Annotated in this window: 20 protein-coding genes; 14 read left to right on the top strand and 6 right to left on the bottom strand. The window is 53.8% G+C overall.

The window, feature by feature from the left end:
* Positions 1-108: 108 nt before the first annotated feature.
* From ACYUBO_RS08180 to ACYUBO_RS08135, 10 genes are all read left to right on the top strand, one after another.
* Positions 109-318, top strand: coding sequence for a hypothetical protein (locus ACYUBO_RS08180; protein ID WP_300331903.1), 210 nt, complete (start codon positions 109-111; stop codon positions 316-318).
* Positions 319-416: 98 nt separating this feature from the next.
* Positions 417-1,562: a geranylgeranyl reductase family protein gene (locus ACYUBO_RS08175; RefSeq protein ID WP_460373470.1), complete on the top strand. Its 1,146-nt coding sequence runs from the start codon at positions 417-419 to the stop codon at positions 1,560-1,562.
* A gap of 65 nt (positions 1,563-1,627) precedes the next feature.
* A complete protein-coding gene (cbiM, locus tag ACYUBO_RS08170) occupies positions 1,628-2,269 on the top strand; it encodes a cobalt transporter CbiM (RefSeq protein WP_460373468.1) in 642 nt (213 codons plus the stop codon).
* Positions 2,266-2,598: a PDGLE domain-containing protein gene (locus ACYUBO_RS08165; protein ID WP_460373467.1), complete on the top strand. Its 333-nt coding sequence runs from the start codon at positions 2,266-2,268 to the stop codon at positions 2,596-2,598. The genes cbiM and ACYUBO_RS08165 overlap by 4 nt, the downstream gene beginning before the upstream one ends.
* Positions 2,599-2,637: 39 nt before the next feature.
* Complete coding sequence (locus ACYUBO_RS08160) at positions 2,638-3,471, top strand: energy-coupling factor ABC transporter ATP-binding protein, CbiO family (protein ID WP_460373465.1); 834 nt, start codon at positions 2,638-2,640, stop codon at positions 3,469-3,471.
* Complete coding sequence (cbiQ, locus tag ACYUBO_RS08155; protein ID WP_460373463.1) at positions 3,468-4,280, top strand: cobalt ECF transporter T component CbiQ; 813 nt, start codon at positions 3,468-3,470, stop codon at positions 4,278-4,280. Before ACYUBO_RS08160 ends, cbiQ begins: the two co-directional genes overlap by 4 nt.
* 39 nt (positions 4,281-4,319) lie before the next feature.
* A complete protein-coding gene (locus ACYUBO_RS08150) occupies positions 4,320-4,628 on the top strand; it encodes a hypothetical protein (RefSeq protein WP_300331910.1) in 309 nt (102 codons plus the stop codon).
* 167 nt (positions 4,629-4,795) lie between these two features.
* A complete protein-coding gene (locus tag ACYUBO_RS08145; RefSeq protein WP_460373461.1) occupies positions 4,796-6,769 on the top strand; it encodes a DNA topoisomerase subunit B in 1,974 nt (657 codons plus the stop codon).
* A complete protein-coding gene (gyrA, locus tag ACYUBO_RS08140; protein WP_460373459.1) occupies positions 6,759-9,245 on the top strand; it encodes a DNA gyrase subunit A in 2,487 nt (828 codons plus the stop codon). Before ACYUBO_RS08145 ends, gyrA begins: the two co-directional genes overlap by 11 nt.
* A gap of 27 nt (positions 9,246-9,272) precedes the next feature.
* Positions 9,273-9,686: a secondary thiamine-phosphate synthase enzyme YjbQ gene (locus tag ACYUBO_RS08135; protein ID WP_460373457.1), complete on the top strand. Its 414-nt coding sequence runs from the start codon at positions 9,273-9,275 to the stop codon at positions 9,684-9,686.
* A gap of 3 nt (positions 9,687-9,689) precedes the next feature.
* Here ACYUBO_RS08135 and ACYUBO_RS08130 read toward each other — a convergent pair whose 3' ends face one another.
* Positions 9,690-9,953, bottom strand: coding sequence for a stationary phase-response protein (locus ACYUBO_RS08130; protein ID WP_300332257.1), 264 nt, complete (start codon positions 9,951-9,953; stop codon positions 9,690-9,692).
* A gap of 109 nt (positions 9,954-10,062) precedes the next feature.
* Here ACYUBO_RS08130 and ACYUBO_RS08125 point away from each other — a divergent pair, with 109 nt between their 5' ends.
* Positions 10,063-10,509, top strand: a complete 447-nt coding sequence (locus ACYUBO_RS08125) for an Sjogren's syndrome/scleroderma autoantigen 1 family protein (protein WP_300332255.1) — start codon at positions 10,063-10,065, stop codon at positions 10,507-10,509.
* Here ACYUBO_RS08125 and ACYUBO_RS08120 read toward each other — a convergent pair.
* Together ACYUBO_RS08120 and glyS are read right to left on the bottom strand one after the other, a co-directional pair.
* Positions 10,442-12,094 (bottom strand): DEAD/DEAH box helicase, encoded by a 1,653-nt coding sequence (locus tag ACYUBO_RS08120; protein ID WP_460373454.1) that lies wholly within the window; start codon positions 12,092-12,094, stop codon positions 10,442-10,444. The two genes, ACYUBO_RS08125 and ACYUBO_RS08120, sit on opposite strands and share 68 nt — an antisense overlap.
* Positions 12,095-13,810, bottom strand: coding sequence for a glycine--tRNA ligase (gene glyS, locus ACYUBO_RS08115; protein WP_460373453.1), 1,716 nt, complete (start codon positions 13,808-13,810; stop codon positions 12,095-12,097). It lies immediately after the preceding gene.
* Between the two features lie 146 nt (positions 13,811-13,956).
* On the opposite strand from glyS, the gene ACYUBO_RS08110 reads away from it, so the two are divergent.
* The 3 genes from ACYUBO_RS08110 to ACYUBO_RS08100 are packed head-to-tail and all read left to right on the top strand — an operon-like array spanning position 13,957 to position 15,744.
* A complete protein-coding gene (locus tag ACYUBO_RS08110) occupies positions 13,957-14,565 on the top strand; it encodes a response regulator receiver protein (protein ID WP_460373451.1) in 609 nt (202 codons plus the stop codon).
* 32 nt (positions 14,566-14,597) lie between these two features.
* Positions 14,598-15,278, top strand: a complete 681-nt coding sequence (locus ACYUBO_RS08105) for a metal-dependent hydrolase (RefSeq protein WP_460373449.1) — start codon at positions 14,598-14,600, stop codon at positions 15,276-15,278.
* Between the two features lie 13 nt (positions 15,279-15,291).
* Entirely contained in the window at positions 15,292-15,744 is a 453-nt protein-coding gene (locus tag ACYUBO_RS08100; RefSeq protein ID WP_460373447.1) for a hypothetical protein, read from the top strand.
* On the opposite strand, the gene ACYUBO_RS08095 is transcribed toward ACYUBO_RS08100, so the two are convergent.
* The 3 genes from ACYUBO_RS08095 to cooS are packed head-to-tail and all read right to left on the bottom strand — an operon-like array spanning position 15,741 to position 18,239.
* On the bottom strand, positions 15,741-16,007 hold the full coding sequence (locus tag ACYUBO_RS08095) for an NAC family transcription factor (protein ID WP_460373446.1): 267 nt from the start codon (positions 16,005-16,007) through the stop codon (positions 15,741-15,743). The two genes, ACYUBO_RS08100 and ACYUBO_RS08095, sit on opposite strands and share 4 nt — an antisense overlap.
* A 4-nt stretch (positions 16,008-16,011) precedes the next feature.
* Positions 16,012-16,335 (bottom strand): cupin domain-containing protein, encoded by a 324-nt coding sequence (locus ACYUBO_RS08090; RefSeq protein ID WP_460373445.1) that lies wholly within the window; start codon positions 16,333-16,335, stop codon positions 16,012-16,014.
* Entirely contained in the window at positions 16,332-18,239 is a 1,908-nt protein-coding gene (gene cooS / locus ACYUBO_RS08085; RefSeq protein WP_460373443.1) for an anaerobic carbon-monoxide dehydrogenase catalytic subunit, read from the bottom strand. The genes ACYUBO_RS08090 and cooS overlap by 4 nt, the downstream gene beginning before the upstream one ends.
* Between the last annotated feature and the right edge of the window lie 87 nt (positions 18,240-18,326).

Raw genomic sequence — 18,326 nt, 5'->3', positions numbered from 1 at the left:
TGGGCGGCCGTGCTTGATTCCATGTACCTGATGAATGGCCTGGTTCTGCTCATGATACCAGAGCCTATTTACCTTCCCCGGACAATTTTTCATTCAGAGGATTCTGGTATGCCGGATGAGTGGAAGGTGACGGTCACCGTGACCCTGAAGGTGGGTGGTGCATCAACGAGGAAAGAGGCGGAAGCTGCTGCGCTCGAACGACTGCTCGGTCTTATTAAAGGCGGTGGCGAGATCCCCTGGGAGACAGATGTTGTCCCGCTCAGGGCGCCGAGAGAGCCCCGAAGCGATGAGCCGCTCTTCGGGGTGAAATGGGAATAGCCTGCCTGATCACTCTCCCGAAGGTGCTCTCATCCACCTCCTGCATACAGAAGACACTCTTCTCTTATCTCTTCCAGAGGCACATGATCAGGTAACGCATGTATGATATCGTCGTCGTCGGGGGAGGGCCTGTCGGGGCAACAGCCGCACGTTTGTCTGCCGAGGCCGGCCTCTCGACACTCCTCATTGAAGAGCATGCCGCTGCCGGGCATCCGGTCCAGTGTGCGGGCCTCCTCAGCTCGTCTGCCTTTGCAGAATGCGGGGTAACAGATCGCTCTGTTCTGAATACCATACAGGGTGCCCGGATCGTCTCAGGGAAGGGGAGCGAACTCCTCTTTGATGCAGGGAAGACAAAGGCGTATGTGGTTGATCGTGCCGCACTTGACCGCGAGATGGTGCAGGCGGCAGCCGCAGCCGGTGCCGATATCCGGATCAAGTGCTATGCGGATTGGATTAAGCCCGGTCTCATCACGACACGGGGTGCTGGTGGGCGGGATGAAATTCCTCACCGGATCTGCATTGCAGCGGATGGCCCCCGGAGCGGTATTGCCCGATCGGCCGGCCTGCCCCGCCCAAAATATCTCCTCGGCGGCATCCAGGCGGATATCGTCCTTCGCCGCGATCCCCGTTTTGTCGAACTCCACCCTGATGCCTCTCCTGACTTCTTCGGCTGGGTGATCCCGATCTCAGAGACAAGAGCACGTGTCGGGCTCTGCGGTCTGAAGGATATACCTGCACGGTTCTCGGCTTTCATCAGGAACTACTCTGAAACATCCGTTCACTGCGTCACGGGAGCAATCCCCCTTGGCCCTCCTGAAAAAACCTATTCTGACCGCCTCATGGTCTGCGGGGATGCAGCCGGCCTTCCAAAGCCCACATCCGGCGGGGGCGTCTACACCGGCATCCGAACGGCCCGGCATGCGGTTGCAACTGCCGTGCGGGCGTTTGAGGTGGAGAATACCTCCGCGGAGGCGCTCTATACCTACCAGCGGCTCTGGAAGGCGGATCTCGGGCGGGAACTTGCCCTCGGGCTGAAGCTCTTTGAGATGCGGGGGCGGCTGAACTCCGAAGATATTGATACCACAATACGGGCACTCTCGGATCCTGAGATCTTAAAGATCATCGTAGAGGATGGGGATATGGATCGGCCGGGAAAGCTGATTCGCCGACTCCTCTTCAAGCCCGAACTCCTCCCGCTCTTCGGACGGCTTGGATTGATGCAGCTGTTGAGGAGTATTACGTGATCTCATATTGAGTTCAATTCGTAATACTTAAACCATATTGGGTGTGATAATCCTCTGGTGAACTCATGCACATACCTGATGCATTCATGCCAATCTGGCAGGGTGGGATCTACTGGATCATTGCCCTTATCTTTATTATTCTGGCCCTCAAGTGGGCGCGGAACGAACTGACAGAAGACAAAATCCCGATGGTGGCGGTCCTCTCCGCCGGAATCTTCGCGATCCAGGCCTTCAACCTGCCGGTTGGTTTCGGGACGAGCGGCCACCTGGTCGGAGGCGCACTGGTTGCCATCCTGCTCGGTTCCCCCTATGCAGCCGTCTTCGTCCTTACGCTTGTCCTGATCATACAGGGCATTATCTTCGGTGATGGCGGGCTCACAACGATGGGTGCGAATATCCTCACTATGGGAGTTATCGGCGGTTTCATCGGATACTACTCTTATCAGGGTCTTCATCGTGCAACGAAGACCGTCTATATCTCAGCTGCTATTGCCGCATGGCTTGCCTGTTTCATCGCAGCACTTGCCTGTGCCGTGATGATGTGGCTTGCAGGTACCTTCCCACTTGTGCCGGGGCTTGCAGCAATGGGGATTTACCATGCCATCATCGGGATCGTCGAAGGGGCAATCACAGCAGGAGCAATCTATCTTCTCCTTCAGGCACGCCCTGAATTCTCCGAGACGGTGACAGGGGTGAGCGGTGCATGAAGAATCAGCAGTTTATCATCATCGGTCTGGTTTTCGCAATCATGATCGGAATCGTCGCCGTTTTTGTCGCGTCCGGCGATCCTGACGGTCTTGAGAGCAGCGCGCTTGTTGTGCAGGGTCAGAAGGTTCTCTTTGGCGATACCCCGGAAGATGCAGAAATTCATGAAGAAGAGGAGGGGCGTTTCTCATATGAATCACCATTCCCGGATTATACGTTGGGAGAAGAGGGTGGTGCTGCCGGTGAGGCACTTGTGATCGTTCTTGGGACGATCATCGCCCTCATCCTCGCCTTTGCTATTGGAAAATTTGCAATGGCGAAGAAATCATAACCTTTATCTCCTAATTTTTACTACTTTATCGTATTCCCCATGCATTTAATCGAAACGCGAAACCTCTGTTATCTGTATAGAAACAATGTTCTGGCACTTGACGGGATCGACTTTGTGGCACCCCGTAAAACGAGCATTGCTCTCCTCGGGCCAAACGGGGCGGGAAAAAGTACCCTCTTCAAACACTTCAACGGCATTTTGAAACCGACATCAGGCGAAGTGCTGATCCGTGGCGAGCCGATTACAAAGAAGAATATTACGGATATCAGGAAGTTCGTCGGGATCGTCTTCCAGAACCCTGATGACCAGATCTTCTCCCCTACCGTCGAACAGGATATTGCATTTGGGCCGATAAATCTTGGTCTCGATCCGGAAACTGTTGCACACCGGGTGGATGGCGCTGTTGCAATGCTGGGGCTGGAGGAGCTCCGTACCCGCGTTCCCCACCACCTCTCGGGAGGCGAGAAGAAAAGGGTCGCGATTGCAGGTGTTGTGGCAATGGAGCCACAGGTGCTGGTGCTCGATGAGCCGACAGCCGGTCTTGATCCCGGCGGAGTGGAAGATCTGCTTGCCTTTTTAAAGACTCTCCCTGACAAGTACGGGATGACGATCATCTTCTCGACGCATCAGGTCGATCTTGTGCCGGAGATCGCCGATCTCGTCTATGTGATGAATCACGGCAGGATCACCGGCTCGGGAACAGTTGACGAGATCTTCTCCCATGAGGAGCTCCTGAACTCAACGCGTCTCCATGTCCCGCCACTGCCAAGACTTATCCGGAGTCTCAGAAGAGACGGTGTCCAGATCGATATGGCATACCGGTACACCGATGCGGAATCGGCATTCTTCAGGGCATTTGGCAGGCAACCATGATTGAGGAGCTCTATGCAATTGAGCAGGAGTCATACCGGGACAGCATTGTTCACCGGCTTGATGCACGGGTAAAGCTGATCATCACCTTTGCGGCGATCATTGCCGTTGTATCGTTTCCATTTGAAGAGAATCTCTACCTTGTATCCGGCGGATTCCTATTTCTCCTGCTCATCCTCTTTGCACTCTCAAGGACATCTGTCAGGACCTACCTCATCCGTCTTGCCCTGATTCTCCCGTTTGGATTCTTCATCATCGTTGCACAGATATTCTTTAAAAACCCCCGTTATTCAGAATTTACTGTCCTTCTCGATCTCCCGTTTGGGATTGCCGTATATCATGAATCACTCCTGTTTGCCCTGATGCTCACCGCAAAATTCATTGTATGCGTCTCCTTCATCATCCTCCTTTCAGGAACGACACCGATGAAGGATCTCCTTGAGGGGGCGGCACGGCTTGGGCTGCCCGCTGAATTTACACTGGTCCTCGGGATGACGATCCGGTATCTCTTTGTCTTTGCGGTAATGTATGGGTGCATCCAGGACGCCCTTGCCACCCGCTGTTTCAATGCCTATGATCGGGCTCTTTCCTACCGGTACCGGCTCTCGACGATCGCCTATACCATCGGCACCCTCTTCCTCCGCTCCTTCGAGCAGGGGGAGCGGACCTATATGAGCATGCTCTGCCGGGGATATGGCCGCTCCTCTCATATCTATATCACAAAGAAACCTCTTCCGGCTCCTGACAGGATTGCTCTTCTGATCATTATGCCATTTATCGTCATCTTCCCCCTCTTCGTCTATCTCATCTGACCGCATCATTCATCTGATCTCGCGGCAAGATGATTCTTTATGGAAAGTAAATTTGGCAGAGGCTTTGTTGTGAACCTCGTCCTTCTGAGCAGGCATTTTGCCCTCCCCCCCGAACAGGCATTCTATGGAGCATCTGATCATGTCACGGAGATGTCTGTCCCTCCGTCCCTGAAAGGAACCGAGGTCGCTCAACTGACCGAGCGGCTGAAGAAACTTATTCTCTGGCATAAGATCGGGACCGATGACAAACCGGATGCCGAGGCGGCAAAAAAGATCATCGAAAAAATTATCCTTGCCGTTGACCGGGAACTGGGCATTCCGGATCCCGATATGGGTTCATTCGACTGATTTTCCCAGCTCATCCGGCAATAATCTGTCTGATAGGGAGACCTATATCATCTTCAACAACCAATATATACTGGTAGAGCGGCTGGTATCCATCCAGTCTGCAAAAAAATGGCAAGGAATTGTTTCCGGGCATTTTCCCTTTCATTTTGCCATAATCGGAGTCATGCATGAATAGTACATATAACGCAGAACAGATCACCGTCCTTGAGGGTCTCAGTCCGGTACGCGAGCGGCCGGCGATGTATATCGGGAGCACAGACGGCCGGGGTTTGCACCATCTCATCTATGAGGTGGTGGATAACTCAATCGATGAGGCTCTGGCAGGATACTGCAGCCATATTGATATCTCAATCAACGCAGACGGGTCCTGTACCATCGAGGATGACGGGCGGGGTGTCCCGATCGATACCATGCCCAAGTATGGGAAGAGTGCCCTTGAAGTGGTCATGACGATCCTGCATGCCGGTGGAAAGTTCGATAAGAACTCGTACCAGGTGTCAGGAGGGCTTCATGGTGTTGGTGTCTCGGTTGTAAACGCCCTCTCCGAGTGGATGGTTGCGGAAGTCTTCCGTGGCGGAGTCATCTACTCGATGCGGTTTGAACGGGGTGCTGTAGTATCGCCCCTGACATCTGTGCCGGAGTCGCCTGATGAGCTGAGGCAGCGGCTGAGAAAGCGGTTTGGATCCGGGTATGAAGCAAAGGATACTGATGATCTCTCCTCCTATACCGGAACACGGATCACCTTCAAGCCTGATTCAACCATCTTCGAAACCACACACTTCGACTTTGATATCATCAGCTCACGCCTCCGTGAACTTGCGTTCCTAAACAGCAGCGTGAGAATACGGGTTCTTGACAAACGGAGCGGGGATGGAGAGACCTTCTACTATGAAGGCGGGATCAGCGAATTTGTCAAATACTTAAATGAAGGCAAAGAGACGCTCTTTCCCGACGTTATCTCGATTTCAAGAAAGGATGAAGAGAATAAGATGGAGGTGGATGTTGCCATCCAGTACAACAGCGGGTACGGTGAAACTCTCTTCACCTTCGTCAACAGCGTCAATACCCGGGAAGGCGGTACCCATCTCGAAGGATTCCGCTCAGCCCTTACACGGGCGATCAATACGTCTGCAAAGAAGAACAACCTGTTGAAAGGCGACTTCTCCTTCAAAGGAGATGATGTCCGTGAAGGGCTCTGCGCCATCATCAGTGTCAAGATCGCAAACCCCCAGTTTGAAGGGCAGACCAAGATGCGGCTTGGAAACTCCAATGTCCGTGGCATAGTTGATTCCCTTGTCTACAGCTGCCTCTCCGAATTCTTCGAAGAGAACCCAAAGACCATCGGGATCATTGCCGAGAAGGCAACCTCAGCGGCCCGTGCCCGTGAAGCGGCACGCAATGCACGGGAACTTGCCCGGAGAAAGAGCACTCTTGAGTCATCCACACTTCCCGGCAAGCTTGCCGACTGTTCCGAACGCGACCCCTCAAAGAGCGAGCTGTATATCGTCGAGGGAGATTCGGCAGGCGGATCGGCAAAGCAGGGGAGAAACCGCAGATTCCAGGCGATTCTTCCTCTCAGGGGAAAGATCCTCAATGTCGAGAAGGCAACCGAACATAAAATCTTAAAGAACCTCGAGATCAACACGCTAATTTCTGCGATTGGAACCGGTATCGGCACAAATTTCAATCCCGAACGTGCCCGGTACCACGCAATCATCATCATGACCGATGCGGATGTCGATGGTGCTCACATCAGCACACTCCTCCTCACCTTCTTCTACAGGTACATGAAGGAGCTGATCGATCTCGGCTATATTTACCTCGCCCAGCCTCCTCTCTACCGCATTGCACGGGGGAAGAAGGAGGTCTATGTCTTCCGCGAGGATGAGATGCGAAAGGCGGTCGGTGAGATGGGTGAGACCGGTGTCCATGTCCAGCGGTACAAGGGTCTTGGTGAGATGAATGCATCCCAGCTCTGGGAGACGACGATGGATCCCGAACGCAGGGTGCTGAAACAGGTCAGGATCGAGGATGCGATTCACGCAAATGATATCTTCGAGAAACTTATGGGCGAGAATGTATCTGCCAGGAAAGATTTCATCAAACGCCATGCAGGGGAGGTGAAGAACCTTGACATCTGAAGAACCGGCAATGCCGCCAGTGGGACGGGTTATTTCGGTTCCAATCGAAGAGGAGATGAAGAAGAGCTACATCGATTACGCGATGAGCGTCATCATCGGCCGTGCGATCCCCGATGTCCGCGATGGTCTGAAACCAGTACACCGTCGTACCCTCTATGCGATGTGGGGGTCAGGGAACACCTCTGACAAGCCATTTAGAAAATCCGTCAAGGCGGTCGCCGCCACGATGGAGAACTACCACCCTCACGGTGACTCCGCCATCTACGATACCCTCGTGAAGATGGCCCAGCCCTTCAGCTACCGGTACATGCTTGTTGAAGGGCAGGGGAACTTCGGCTCGATTGATGGCGACTCTGCTGCAGCGATGAGGTACACCGAAGCCCGGCTTACAAAAGCGGCTGAGGCGCTCCTGATAGATATCGAGAAGGAGACGGTCAATTTCATCCCGAACTTCGATGGATCGACGCAGGAGCCGACAGTTCTTCCTGCCCGCATCCCGAACCTTCTTGTCAACGGAACAAGCGGAATTGCGGTTGGAATGGCAACCAACATGCCTCCCCACAACCTGGGCGAGGTCTGCACTCTCGTTGAACAGTTCATCGATAATCCGGAGATATCTCCACAGGAGATCCTCTCGATCATGCCGGGTCCGGATTTCCCGACCGGCGGCATGATCATGGGATCTGCCGGCATCATGAACGCCTATACCACCGGATACGGACGGATCATCGTCCGTGGCGTCTCCGAGATCGAGACCGGCAAGCGGGATCTGGAACGGATCATCATCAGCGAGATTCCCTACCAGGTCAATAAGGCACGGATGATCGAGAATATCGCCGATCTCGTGCGTGAGAAGAAGATCGAAGGGATCAGCGATCTCCGTGACGAATCTGACAAGGACGGCATCAGGATTGTCATCGAGCTGAAGAAAGGGATCAATGCCCAGGTGGTTTTGAATCTCCTGTATAAGCATACCCAGCTCCAGACCACATTCGGGGTCATCAACCTCTCGATCGTCGATGGCCAGCCGAAGGTGCTGCCGCTCACCGATATGCTCCGGTACTTCCTCGCCCACCGGGTGGAGGTTGTCAGGCGGAGATCGGAGTTTGAGCTCAGAAAGGCTCGTGACAGGTTCCATATCCTCGTTGGCCTCTTAATTGCCCTTGACAGAATTGATGAAGTGATCGCAACCATCAGGGCCTCGGCATCGGTGGAAGAAGCGGGTGTCGCCTTAATCTCCCGGTTCGGGCTCGATGAGATCCAGGCAGATGCGATCCTGAAGATGCAGCTTCGGAGGCTTGCAGCACTTGAACGCCAGAAGATTGAGGATGAGAAGAATGCCCTTGAAGCAGAGATTGCACGGCTCATGGAACTTCTCTCAAGTGAGGCAGCAATCCTCTCGGTTGTAAAGGAAGAGACTAGGGAGATCCGTGAGAAGTTCAGCGACCCACGAAGGACCGAGATTGCACATTCTGCTGAGTTCCTTGATAAAGAAGCACTCATCGAGGAGAGGAAGGTCTTTGTCGCCCTCACCGAACACAACTACATCAAGCGGATGCCGCTTGATACCTACCGGCAGCAGCGGAGAGGGGGCCGTGGGATCATCGGCATGTCCACCAAGGAGGAGGACTGCATCAGCTCTGTCTTTGTTGCATCCACCCATGATTACCTCCTCTGTATCTCTGATCTGGGACGGGCATACTGGCTGAAGGTCTATGATATACCTGAGGGAACACGCACCTCCCGTGGCAAGGCGATTGTGAACCTTCTGAATATAAATAATGAGACGATACAGGCAGTTATTCCGGTTACCGAGTTCAGGGACGACCGGTTCCTCTTCTTTGCAACAAGGAATGGAACGGTTGTGAAGATCGCACTCGATCAGTTCTCCCATCCAAGGCAGACCGGTATCAATGCGATCAAACTCAGGGAAGGCGATCGTCTCGTGGATGTAAAATGGACTGACGGCGATCGCGAGCTGATCCTGACCACCCGCCATGGTCAGAGCCTGAGATTCCATGAGGAGGCGGTCAGGCCGGTCGGCCGGGGTGCGATGGGTGTCCGCGGCATCTCGCTCCGTAATGGCGATCATCTCCAGGCGGTAACGGTCATCCATAACGATCATCTGCTGACCATAACCGAGAACGGCTATGGCAAACGAACCGATTTCGACGAGTTCCGCGGCCATGGCAGGGGAACGCTCGGTGTCCGGAACATCGTCACAGATATCAGGTCAGGGATGGTTGTTGCTTCCCGTTCCGTCTCGGATACCGATGAGATCATCGTCATGACGGCATCCGGGATTGTTATCAGGACCTGTGTGAACGAGGTTGCAATCCAGAAACGGAGCACCCGTGGTGTCCGGATCATCCGGCTCGATGATGGTGACAGGGTTACCGGGTTTGCGATCGTCACCCAGGAGATGCTCACTTCACAGGAAGAGGGCGGCTCTGAAGAAGAAGACCACAACGAATAGATACCGGGGGGGAAATAACCCCTCTCTATGTTTCAGACTACCATTCACCTGAAGACCTCAGGGGAAGGGGATGTCATCGATATCACCCCTTTTGTCTCGGATGCTGTTGTTAAGAGTGGAGCGGATACAGGGATTGTCCACCTCTTTGTGGTGGGATCAACCGCTGCCCTGACAACCATTGAATATGAGCCCGGTGCGGTGAGCGATCTTCGGACTGCATTATCACGGATTGCTCCTGCTGATGCAACCTATGCACATGATGACCGGTGGGGGGATGGCAATGGCCGATCCCATGTGCGGGCGGCGATAATCGGCCCCTCCCTCTCAATACCTTTTGCTGAAAAGAGGCTCCTCAATGGAACATGGCAGCAGATCGTGCTCTGCGAGCTGGATATCCGCCATGCCAGAGAAAGGAGCGTTCTGCTGACGATTTTACCCTGAATCTCAGTCGAGTGGAATTGATTCGAGCTGTGAGACGAGTTCCCAGATCCGTGTGCGTGCGTGAACCGGCATATTCGGATCAGTGCTGACCTCGTCAATCTTTGAGATTGCCGTTGCCGCACGGAGACCTGGCTGCATCTTCTCGTCAAGAAGGATGTTCATGGTCTCGTCAGCTACTCGCCGGATATTCCTTGGAATTGTGTTATCATCCTTCATCATCTGTAAAATCTGTACACAATTTCGTATTGTATTGTTTGTTTCTGCCAATTGGAACCCTCCATCTTGCTCTTTAGTATTCCCCCTGTGGACTTATATAGTTTCATGGATGAAAGAGTATCTTTCATCATCCCCTATCGCCTATACAGATCTGGTGTTTATGGCAGAAATTGATGAGATAATGGCTGAATATCTTCTGAAGGGTGCGAAGATGCTGGCAAAGACCTGTCCGGTCTGCCACGCACCGCTCTTTGAGTACAAGGGCAGACAGTTCTGTGTGGTCTGTGCTGAATCTGCGAAAGAGACGGCTGAATCAGGCTCTGAAATGCCGGTCGATCCGATCCCCACTCGTACGACACCAGCTGATCCTCCAAAACAGGTTATCCCGGTCCGAAATGTTGATGCAGATATTTCTCAGCATCAGAATAAGGCTGATATCCCCTCGTGTGTCGATCCGATCTCAGATGCGATGGTGCTGCTCTGTGGCAGGATTGCAAACGAGCCCGATCCGGCCCGGTGCCTTCTCTATATGCAGGCGATCAGGGAAGGGGCTCTTTCGATTGCGGCTCTCCGGGGGAATGAGCCGTATCATCATCGGAGAGAGTGATATAGTTTCCGATACTTGCCTGTATCTCCTCTTTGATCTCTTCTTTTTCGCTTCTCTCCTGAAGGCGCCTCACTCCGGTTGCCATCGCCTTCTCGCGCCGTGTTGAAACCCACCGGAATGTCTCATCACTTGTTCCCTTTGTGACGAGGACGATGATCCTGCCTGCTGCACTCCTGCCGGTACGCCCTTTCCGCTGGATGCTCCGGATTTCGGATGGCACCGCCTCATAGAAGATGACAAGATCGGTGGATGGGATATCAAGCCCTTCTTCTCCGACGGAAGTGGCGACGAGGACATGGTACTCCCCTCCCCGGAATCTCTGGATCGCCTCGATCTGTTTCTTCTGTGAGAGCCCCTTCTCTTTCTGTTTTGATGCCTGGCCGACGAACCGGCAGGCAGTGATACCCTCTTCTGTCAGGTAGTCGACAAGCATCGATACCGAGTCCCGGTAGCTTGCAAAGACGATGATTTTGCTGTTTGGATCGTCGATGAGCTGGTTCCTGATGATAGCTGCGGTGATCCCGGCTTTTGGGTGGATCTCTCCTGTTATCCCGGTGATGATCCGTGTAATCTCTGTGAAGCGGTGATCCGCGACCATCCGCTGGCTTGCTTTGCTCCCCTTCTTCGAATGCCCTTCGGTGTTGAGTTTTTCGAGATAGAGTGAGAGTGCACGGGATCCCTGTGACTCTGCGAGGATCACGGCATGCCGGAGTTTCATGATCTCGCCATAGAGCGAGGCAGCCGAGTAGGCACGTGCATCTCCTGCTGCGATCCGTTCCTGGATTGTCGCATGGAGATGTGAGAGTGTCTTCATCGAGAGCCCCTCACGTTTTGGGAGCGAGTACTGGAGTGATGCAAGTGTGCCGAGGCGGCTGTCTATCATAGCGTCTGTCAGCTGGACGATCCGTTTCAGCGGCAGCGGCAACTCAACCGGGATCACTTCCAGTGTCCGTTCGTGGATATAGGGGATCACATCGGGATCGGTTTCGTCCCGAGTCTCGACATGGGTGATCCCAAGATGGGTGCAGACCTCGCCAACCCTGGCCTGATCGCTCCCCGGTGATGCGGTCATCCCGAGGATCAGGGGTTTTTTTGCCTGTTCGAGATACTGTTCTGCAAGATGGGTATAGGCGTAATTGCCGACAGCACGGTGGCATTCATCCACAATCAGAAGAGAGACCTCTGAGAGGGTGTAGCGGCCCTGCTCAACATCGTTCTGGATCACCTGCGGGGTGGCGCAGCAGACCCGGCACCCTTCCCAGAGCCGGGTTCTCTTCGGAGGGGGGGTATCGCCCGTGAAACTGACACAGTCCAAATCCTGTGGATCGGGCAGGTTCAGGGTGCTCTGAAAAAACCTGAGATGCTGGTCAACGAGTGGTTTTGTGGGGGCGACAATCAGAATCCTTCCCCCCTCATTCAGAAGCCGGGAGGCGGCAACAAGGAGTGCGATCACCGTCTTGCCAAGTCCTGTGGGGAGGACAACAAGGGTGTTCTCCTCAAGCGCCCTCATCGCGACTGCGAGCTGGTACTGGCGTTTTTCTACCGTGTCTGGTCTGATGAACGGGTGCTGGATCGTCTCCATCATCTAATCCCGTGAAAACGGTATCTCGCCCCTGATGAGCTTTCGGATGGTGGATGGGATCTCATCAATTCTGACCCTGATCTGCTGCATGCTGTCACGTTCCCTGAGCGTTACAGCATCATCGTCCTTTGATTCATAGTCGACGGTGATCGCATAGGGTGTTCCGATCTCATCCTGCCTCCTATACCGCCTCCCGATTGCACCGGAATCATCGTATTCGGCAAGGATTCCTTCACTCTTGATGGCGTCTGTGATCTGGTGTGCGATCTCATTGAGACCATCACGGTTCATCAGGGGAAAGACTGCCACCTGCACGGGGGCAATTGCCGGGGGTAGGCGGAGCACGGTCCGAACCTCGCCATCGACCTCGTCCTGATAGAAGGAGTGTTCGAGGACGGCGTAACAGAGCCGGTCTATCCCGTAACTGGGTTCGATGACATGGGGCATGATCTCTTCTCCACGCACCAGCACCTCTTCATCCCTGATCTCAAAGAGATCTGCTTCGATGAAGATTCTCTCGCCATCAAATTCGATTGTTGTACCGTCATCCTGTGGAACCGATGCGGCAATCTTCTCCCCGACCTCTTTTGCCCGGTTTTTGAATCGGGGGCCGAGTTTGCCCATCTTCGGAACAATTGCATATCTTCTCTCGATACGGGGCTCCTGGTACTGGATGAAGACGGTCATCTTCTCTCCCGAGACCGCTGCATGAGCCCGGAGGTCATAGTCAGTCCGGTCGGCGATTCCGACCGCCTCAACCCAGCCAAACCGGGATGAATGATACTCTGCATCCCAGCAGTCTGCTGCATAATGTGCCCGCTCGTCAGGCAGGTGCTGCCGGAACCGGATCTTTGTGGGATCAACGCCGATCCTGATCATGAAGTCATGGGTAACAGCAAGGTAGTATGCGACATATTCACTTGCGACAAGGCCTTTGTCAACTGCCTCACGCATGGTGAGGGTGATCGCCTCTGTCTCTTCCTGCTGCTGCTCGATTCCAAAGAGCGGCATCCTGTAGTCTGCATACCGGGAGAAGTTCGGGTGATCTTTCTCGTCCGGGTGGACGAAGATCTCGGCTTCTGCCTGGGTAAATTCTCTGAGCCGGATCATGCCCTGCCGGGGCGAGATCTCGTTCCTGTAGGATCTCCCTATCTGAACTGTTCCAAAGGGGAGGGAGTCACGGTAGAACCTGAGCAGGCGTCCGAAGTCGGTGAAGATCCCCTGTGCAGTCTCCGGGCGGAGGTATCCTTTCCGCTGTCCGCCCGGCCCTATTGATGTCCCAAACATCAGGTTGAAATCAAAGACATCGACATCGCCGAGAGGCTTGTTACAGGAGGTGCATGTCTTGCCTTTCAGCTCTTCCGCAAGACGCTCTTTTGAGAGTGCCTGGGCATTGTGGATCTCATATTCTTCAGCAACATGATCTGCCCGGAAGAACTCATGGCAGTGCGGGCATTCGAACATCTTGTCAGAGAACCCTTTCAGGTGCCCGGAGGCGAGATAGATCGGCTCAATCCCGATTGTGGGGCATTCTATCTCGTAGTATCCCTCACGGATGACATAGAACTCCCGCCAGGTATCTTCGATCCGGCGTTTCATCATCGCGCCGAGGGGGCCGTAATCAATAAAACCTGCTACAGACCCATAAATCTCCCCGGATGGCCAGACATAGCCACGTCGCCGGGAGAGATCGATCACTTTTTCATATATATCCACCATTGAGCAACACAACTCTTCCTTACTCTTTGGATGAGGCGGTATTTGATATGATTGCCATCTCGCGCCACTCCTCTTCCGGATAGGCAAATTATTTATGGTATAAGCCCGATGAGATGTGAAGATCATAGGAATAGGTCGATACAGACATGGCTACCACCAATAAACAAAAAGATCTTCTCAAGCTCTTCGCCGATATCACCAGTAAGACAAAGATTGTCGAGCCGATGAAGAAGATCCACGGTACTTTACGCGACCAAGATGCAGTTGAACGTGAAATAGCGCTGATCATGCGTGAAATCCTCGATGCGGGTCATTTCAAGACCAAACTTGAGCCGATACAGCTTGCGCGTCTGATCACTCTCTACGATAATGGCAAGAACGATACAGAGATTGCACGGAGCCTTGGCGATGAGAAACTCTCAAAGACGGTTGCCAGGGCCCGGGTACGGTTGAAGCTCTTCCGCGATCTCGACTTCAAGATGCCGTTTGATCCGGCAATTCTTGATGATCTGCTTGCACAGGATCTCACGATGAAGGAGATCTCAGAGCATCTTGGGATCAGCCCTTCCACCCTCAGGGAGTACCGCCATGTCCTTGATGAGCAGAAGGATACCACCCTTGATCCCTATCTTGAACGCATCCGCGATGTGATGGAGGATCGTGATCTCACCGAACAGATGACCCTTGCCGTTACCCGGGACAGCCTTGGTGACGCAATCGATATTACCGAAGCTGAGATGATTGATCTCAGCTAACCTTTTTTACTCTCTCACCCGATCTTCTTCCCATGTATCTGTCATATTACGGACATTCCTGTATCCTTATCGAGGGATCGAAACGTGTCTTAATTGATCCCTTCATCCCATCCGGCGATACTCCCCCGAATTGTGATATCGTATGCGTAACGCATGGCCATGCCGATCACCTGGGAGAGACGGTTTCAATGAAACAGAAGACGGTTGCCCCGAATGAACTGGCGAAGTACCTCACAGCGCAGGGCGTTCCAGCTGAAGCACTGAATATCGGGGGCAGCATAGCTCTGGATGGTGTTTTGATCTCGATGACGCAGGCTATTCATTCCTCCTGGATTGAGGATGCCGGTGGCGGTTACTATGGCGGACCGGCTGCCGGGTATATCATTAAAATGGATGGGGCGACGATTTACCATGCCGGGGATACCGCACTCTTCTCTGATATGAAGCTGATCCGGGATCTCTACCATCCCGATGTAGCATTGCTCCCGATCGGGGATCGGTTCACAATGGGACCTGATGAGGCGATGATCGCAGCCTCCTATATCGGGGCACCCCTTGTCATCCCGATCCACTATAATACCTGGGCGAAGATCGCCCAGGATCCAGCGTCATTTAAGCATGCAATAGAGAAGACAACCGATATGCGGGTTGCCATCCTTGCTCCGGGAGAGAGGGTTGAGATTCCTGATGCAAACGCCCATAAGCAATTGTGAGAAAGGTTATCTGATGAAATGGTATCTGATCTGTATATCGCTCTTCCTCCTCCTGACGGCAGGCTGTGTGAGTGAGGTGGAACCGGCAACAACCGCCGATCCCCTCGCCGGGGTCTGGGTGCATGATTCCGGCCATCCCGTCTTCCTCTTCCAGTTCTATACGAACGGAGATGCAAATATCGTCTTCCTGTCGCTGGAAGATCCGGACCGGCCCGGCTATGCGGATGTTGTCACCGGAAGATGGGAAGAGTCTCCCGATTCCCTTGCGATCACCTATTTGGCTCCCCTCTCCGGAAATGTGGTGACCCTCCACCTGGAGAAGTCCGGGACATTCCTTGTACTGACTGGTGCAACGACTGCGGATGGCCAGACATTAAATATTGAAGATCTTGAAGGAATCAGGTTCATCAGGGGTGAGTACTATTCAGCCGCCCTGATGAGTGATTATCGGGTTGATATTCTTTAGGCTGACCGGTGGTACTCTTCAAGGAGTGCCTCCTGGTATGCCTCTCTCTTTTTTGTCGGGATGTAATTGAACTGGGCAACCCTGAGCATGATCTCATCTGCAATCGCCTGCTTATTGGTGAGTTTCAGTTTCTTCACCTCTTCGATTATCCAGTCAAGCTTGTCGATGCCTGTTTCCTTGCCGTCAACGAGGATCTTTTTGATCAAAATCTTGTCAGGGGGGGTTCCCCCGCAGACTGTGCAGTAATCGCCTTCATCTGCCATTCTCTTACTCCTTGATCATGGTGAGCGACATCTTGAACTTCGTGATCGCCGAGAGGGCATGCGGGGCGTTTGCCGGGAAGATGATCGAGTCACCCGTCTTCATCTCAAACGTCTTCCCTTCAAGCCAGATCTCGCATTCGCCATCCAGGATGGTGACAAGGGCATCAAAGGGTGCGGTATGCTCCGAGAGCCCCTCGTCTTCATCAAAAGAGAAGATGGTGATGTTGCCATGCTTCTGCTTGATCACCATCCTGCTTGCAACCGTTCCATCCTGATACTCAACAAGCTCATCCAGCCGGATCACTTTTCCCTTGATATCATCACTCATATTCCAAGCTCCTTTCTCTTTGCCTCGATATGTGCGGCGATTCCGTCGACCGCTTTTACCGGGTCCGGCTCAACCGAGAGGACTCCGCCAGTTAATCCTTTGAGGTCTTCTGTTAAGAGCTTTACCAGATTGGGAGCTCCGGTAACGGTTGGGATCGGGTTCACATAGGTGTAGAGGCCAAAGGCAAGGGCGAAGATTGCATCTATTGTTGCCTTCTGCTCCATGTATTCGGGTGCAGCTGCTGCGACCGGGAGCTGCGTGACCGTTACTCCGAGTGCATCAGCAATCGATTTGATCAAATCCGCACACCTGCCGGTATCGGTACAGGTGCCAAATGAGAGTACCGGGGGGATATTGAGGGTGGAGCAGAGCTTTGAGAGACCGGGGCCCGCCCTCTTCTTTGCCTCAGGCGAGGCAAGCCCCGCTACCTGGAGGGCGGCTGATCCACATCCCATCGAGAGGACGAGGATGTCGCGTTTGATCAATTCTTCTGCGATTGCCACCGTATGGACGTCCTGCCCGTGATCCCTCAATGTTGTGCAGGATACAAGGCCGCAGACCCCCCGGATTGTTCCGTCCTTGATCACATCAAGGAGTGGGTCGAGTGATCCGCCGAGTGCGGCGACGATGCTTTCAGGTGAGAACCCGGCTATTGCGGTTCGTACCGGGAGGCCGGTTACCGGGGTGACTGTTGATCTCCGTTTCCGGAAGTTGTCTATTCCCATCCTGATCAGCTTTTCAGCCTGTGCGTCCGCATTCAGTGGCTCGTAATCCTCGCGATCCGTCTCTCCTTCAAAGGCGACAAGCTGGCTCACCGGGACAAGCCGGAAGTGGTACTTCTCTGCATAGAGCGGGTCCATCGGGAGCGAACAGTTCATGTCAGCGACGAAGACATCAACTGCACCGGTTGCCAGCACCGCCTCCTGCATGATCCAGTTCCCGGTGAAGCCGGAGAAGACATCATCCATCTTCCATCGCTGGATCATCTCCTGCCCGGTCTCGATGTTCGCGATGATCCGAAGCCCCTTTGCCCCGGCATCACGGGCAGCCTTCTGGAGGTCAGCACGCCGGCCCGCCTCGACCAGTGCAAAACCGAGGAACGGTTCATGGCCGTTTGGCAGGATGTTGACGTAGTCCGGGTCAAGGACGCCGAGATCGACCTTCACCTCATGCGGCCTTGGGATCCCAAAGAGGATGTCCTGAAGCGATTCAAGGACGATCTGGCTCTGGTATGCCATTGCCACCCCAAGCCGCATCGCCTTTTTGGCGAGCGAGACATAGTATCCATCGACACTCGTGAGCGAGGAGCCGGTTGCCAGCACCATCTCGCCATAGATGCCTCCGGGGAAGATGCCAAGCTCGCGCCACGCCTTCTTGCGATCTTCCGGTGCCAGCATCTCAACGATCCTGCTCTCTTCATGCGATCGCCTGTGGAAGTCCTCCTGGAGGAAGTTACAGAGTGCATGGATGTCCCCGGTGATGCCAAGCCTCTTTTTGAAGTCAGCCAGTTTTTCTGGCTCTCGAATCGTAAATGGCCCTTTTCCATCTGCTGCCTCTCTGAGCGTCCTGATCGTCTCTTCACAATGGTACTGGTAGGTTGATGCGCCCATCACATTCCGGAGGAGCATCATCCGCATCGCCATCCCGTCTGCCGAGATGCCGCAGACGCCGCGTTTATCTGATGCCGCATCGGCACGGCAGGGTCCGTTTGAACAGAAGTCACACCGGACACCGCCCATGCAGAACTTACACCTGGTATCCGGGCTTGACCCGAGCCCCTGTGCTTCATACCGGTCCCAGACATTTGACATGCCGTCTTCCTTCAGCCGTTCATAGACTCTTCTTACAGAGTCATGGTAAGAGATCCGTGTTGCATCCATCTTCTTCACCAACAGTTCGGGCATTGTATTGGTCTATCTTAATAGTTTGCCATAACCTGTGAGTGAATGACGGAAGGCCGGGGTATACCCTGACCATCCATTTGATAGCAT

It is taken from the genome of Methanocalculus sp. MC3 (assembly GCF_054767395.1).
This window is presented reverse-complemented; position numbering and strand designations above follow the sequence as displayed.

Coding starts and splice junctions, on each gene's coding strand:
- ACYUBO_RS08090 (WP_460373445.1), bottom strand. CDS start 16,335: ATGAGTGATGATATCAAGGGAAAAGTGATCCGGCTGGATGAGCTTGTT.
- ACYUBO_RS08100 (WP_460373447.1), top strand. CDS start 15,292: ATGAAATGGTATCTGATCTGTATATCGCTCTTCCTCCTCCTGACGGCA.
- ACYUBO_RS08175 (WP_460373470.1), top strand. CDS start 417: ATGTATGATATCGTCGTCGTCGGGGGAGGGCCTGTCGGGGCAACAGCC.
- ACYUBO_RS08110 (WP_460373451.1), top strand. CDS start 13,957: ATGGCTACCACCAATAAACAAAAAGATCTTCTCAAGCTCTTCGCCGAT.
- glyS (WP_460373453.1), bottom strand. CDS start 13,810: ATGGTGGATATATATGAAAAAGTGATCGATCTCTCCCGGCGACGTGGC.
- ACYUBO_RS08120 (WP_460373454.1), bottom strand. CDS start 12,094: ATGATGGAGACGATCCAGCACCCGTTCATCAGACCAGACACGGTAGAA.
- ACYUBO_RS08125 (WP_300332255.1), top strand. CDS start 10,063: ATGGCAGAAATTGATGAGATAATGGCTGAATATCTTCTGAAGGGTGCG.
- cooS (WP_460373443.1), bottom strand. CDS start 18,239: ATGCCCGAACTGTTGGTGAAGAAGATGGATGCAACACGGATCTCTTAC.
- ACYUBO_RS08160 (WP_460373465.1), top strand. CDS start 2,638: ATGCATTTAATCGAAACGCGAAACCTCTGTTATCTGTATAGAAACAAT.
- ACYUBO_RS08095 (WP_460373446.1), bottom strand. CDS start 16,007: ATGGCAGATGAAGGCGATTACTGCACAGTCTGCGGGGGAACCCCCCCT.
- ACYUBO_RS08165 (WP_460373467.1), top strand. CDS start 2,266: ATGAAGAATCAGCAGTTTATCATCATCGGTCTGGTTTTCGCAATCATG.
- ACYUBO_RS08150 (WP_300331910.1), top strand. CDS start 4,320: ATGGAAAGTAAATTTGGCAGAGGCTTTGTTGTGAACCTCGTCCTTCTG.
- ACYUBO_RS08145 (WP_460373461.1), top strand. CDS start 4,796: ATGAATAGTACATATAACGCAGAACAGATCACCGTCCTTGAGGGTCTC.
- cbiQ (WP_460373463.1), top strand. CDS start 3,468: ATGATTGAGGAGCTCTATGCAATTGAGCAGGAGTCATACCGGGACAGC.
- ACYUBO_RS08135 (WP_460373457.1), top strand. CDS start 9,273: ATGTTTCAGACTACCATTCACCTGAAGACCTCAGGGGAAGGGGATGTC.
- cbiM (WP_460373468.1), top strand. CDS start 1,628: ATGCACATACCTGATGCATTCATGCCAATCTGGCAGGGTGGGATCTAC.
- ACYUBO_RS08180 (WP_300331903.1), top strand. CDS start 109: ATGCCGGATGAGTGGAAGGTGACGGTCACCGTGACCCTGAAGGTGGGT.
- ACYUBO_RS08105 (WP_460373449.1), top strand. CDS start 14,598: ATGTATCTGTCATATTACGGACATTCCTGTATCCTTATCGAGGGATCG.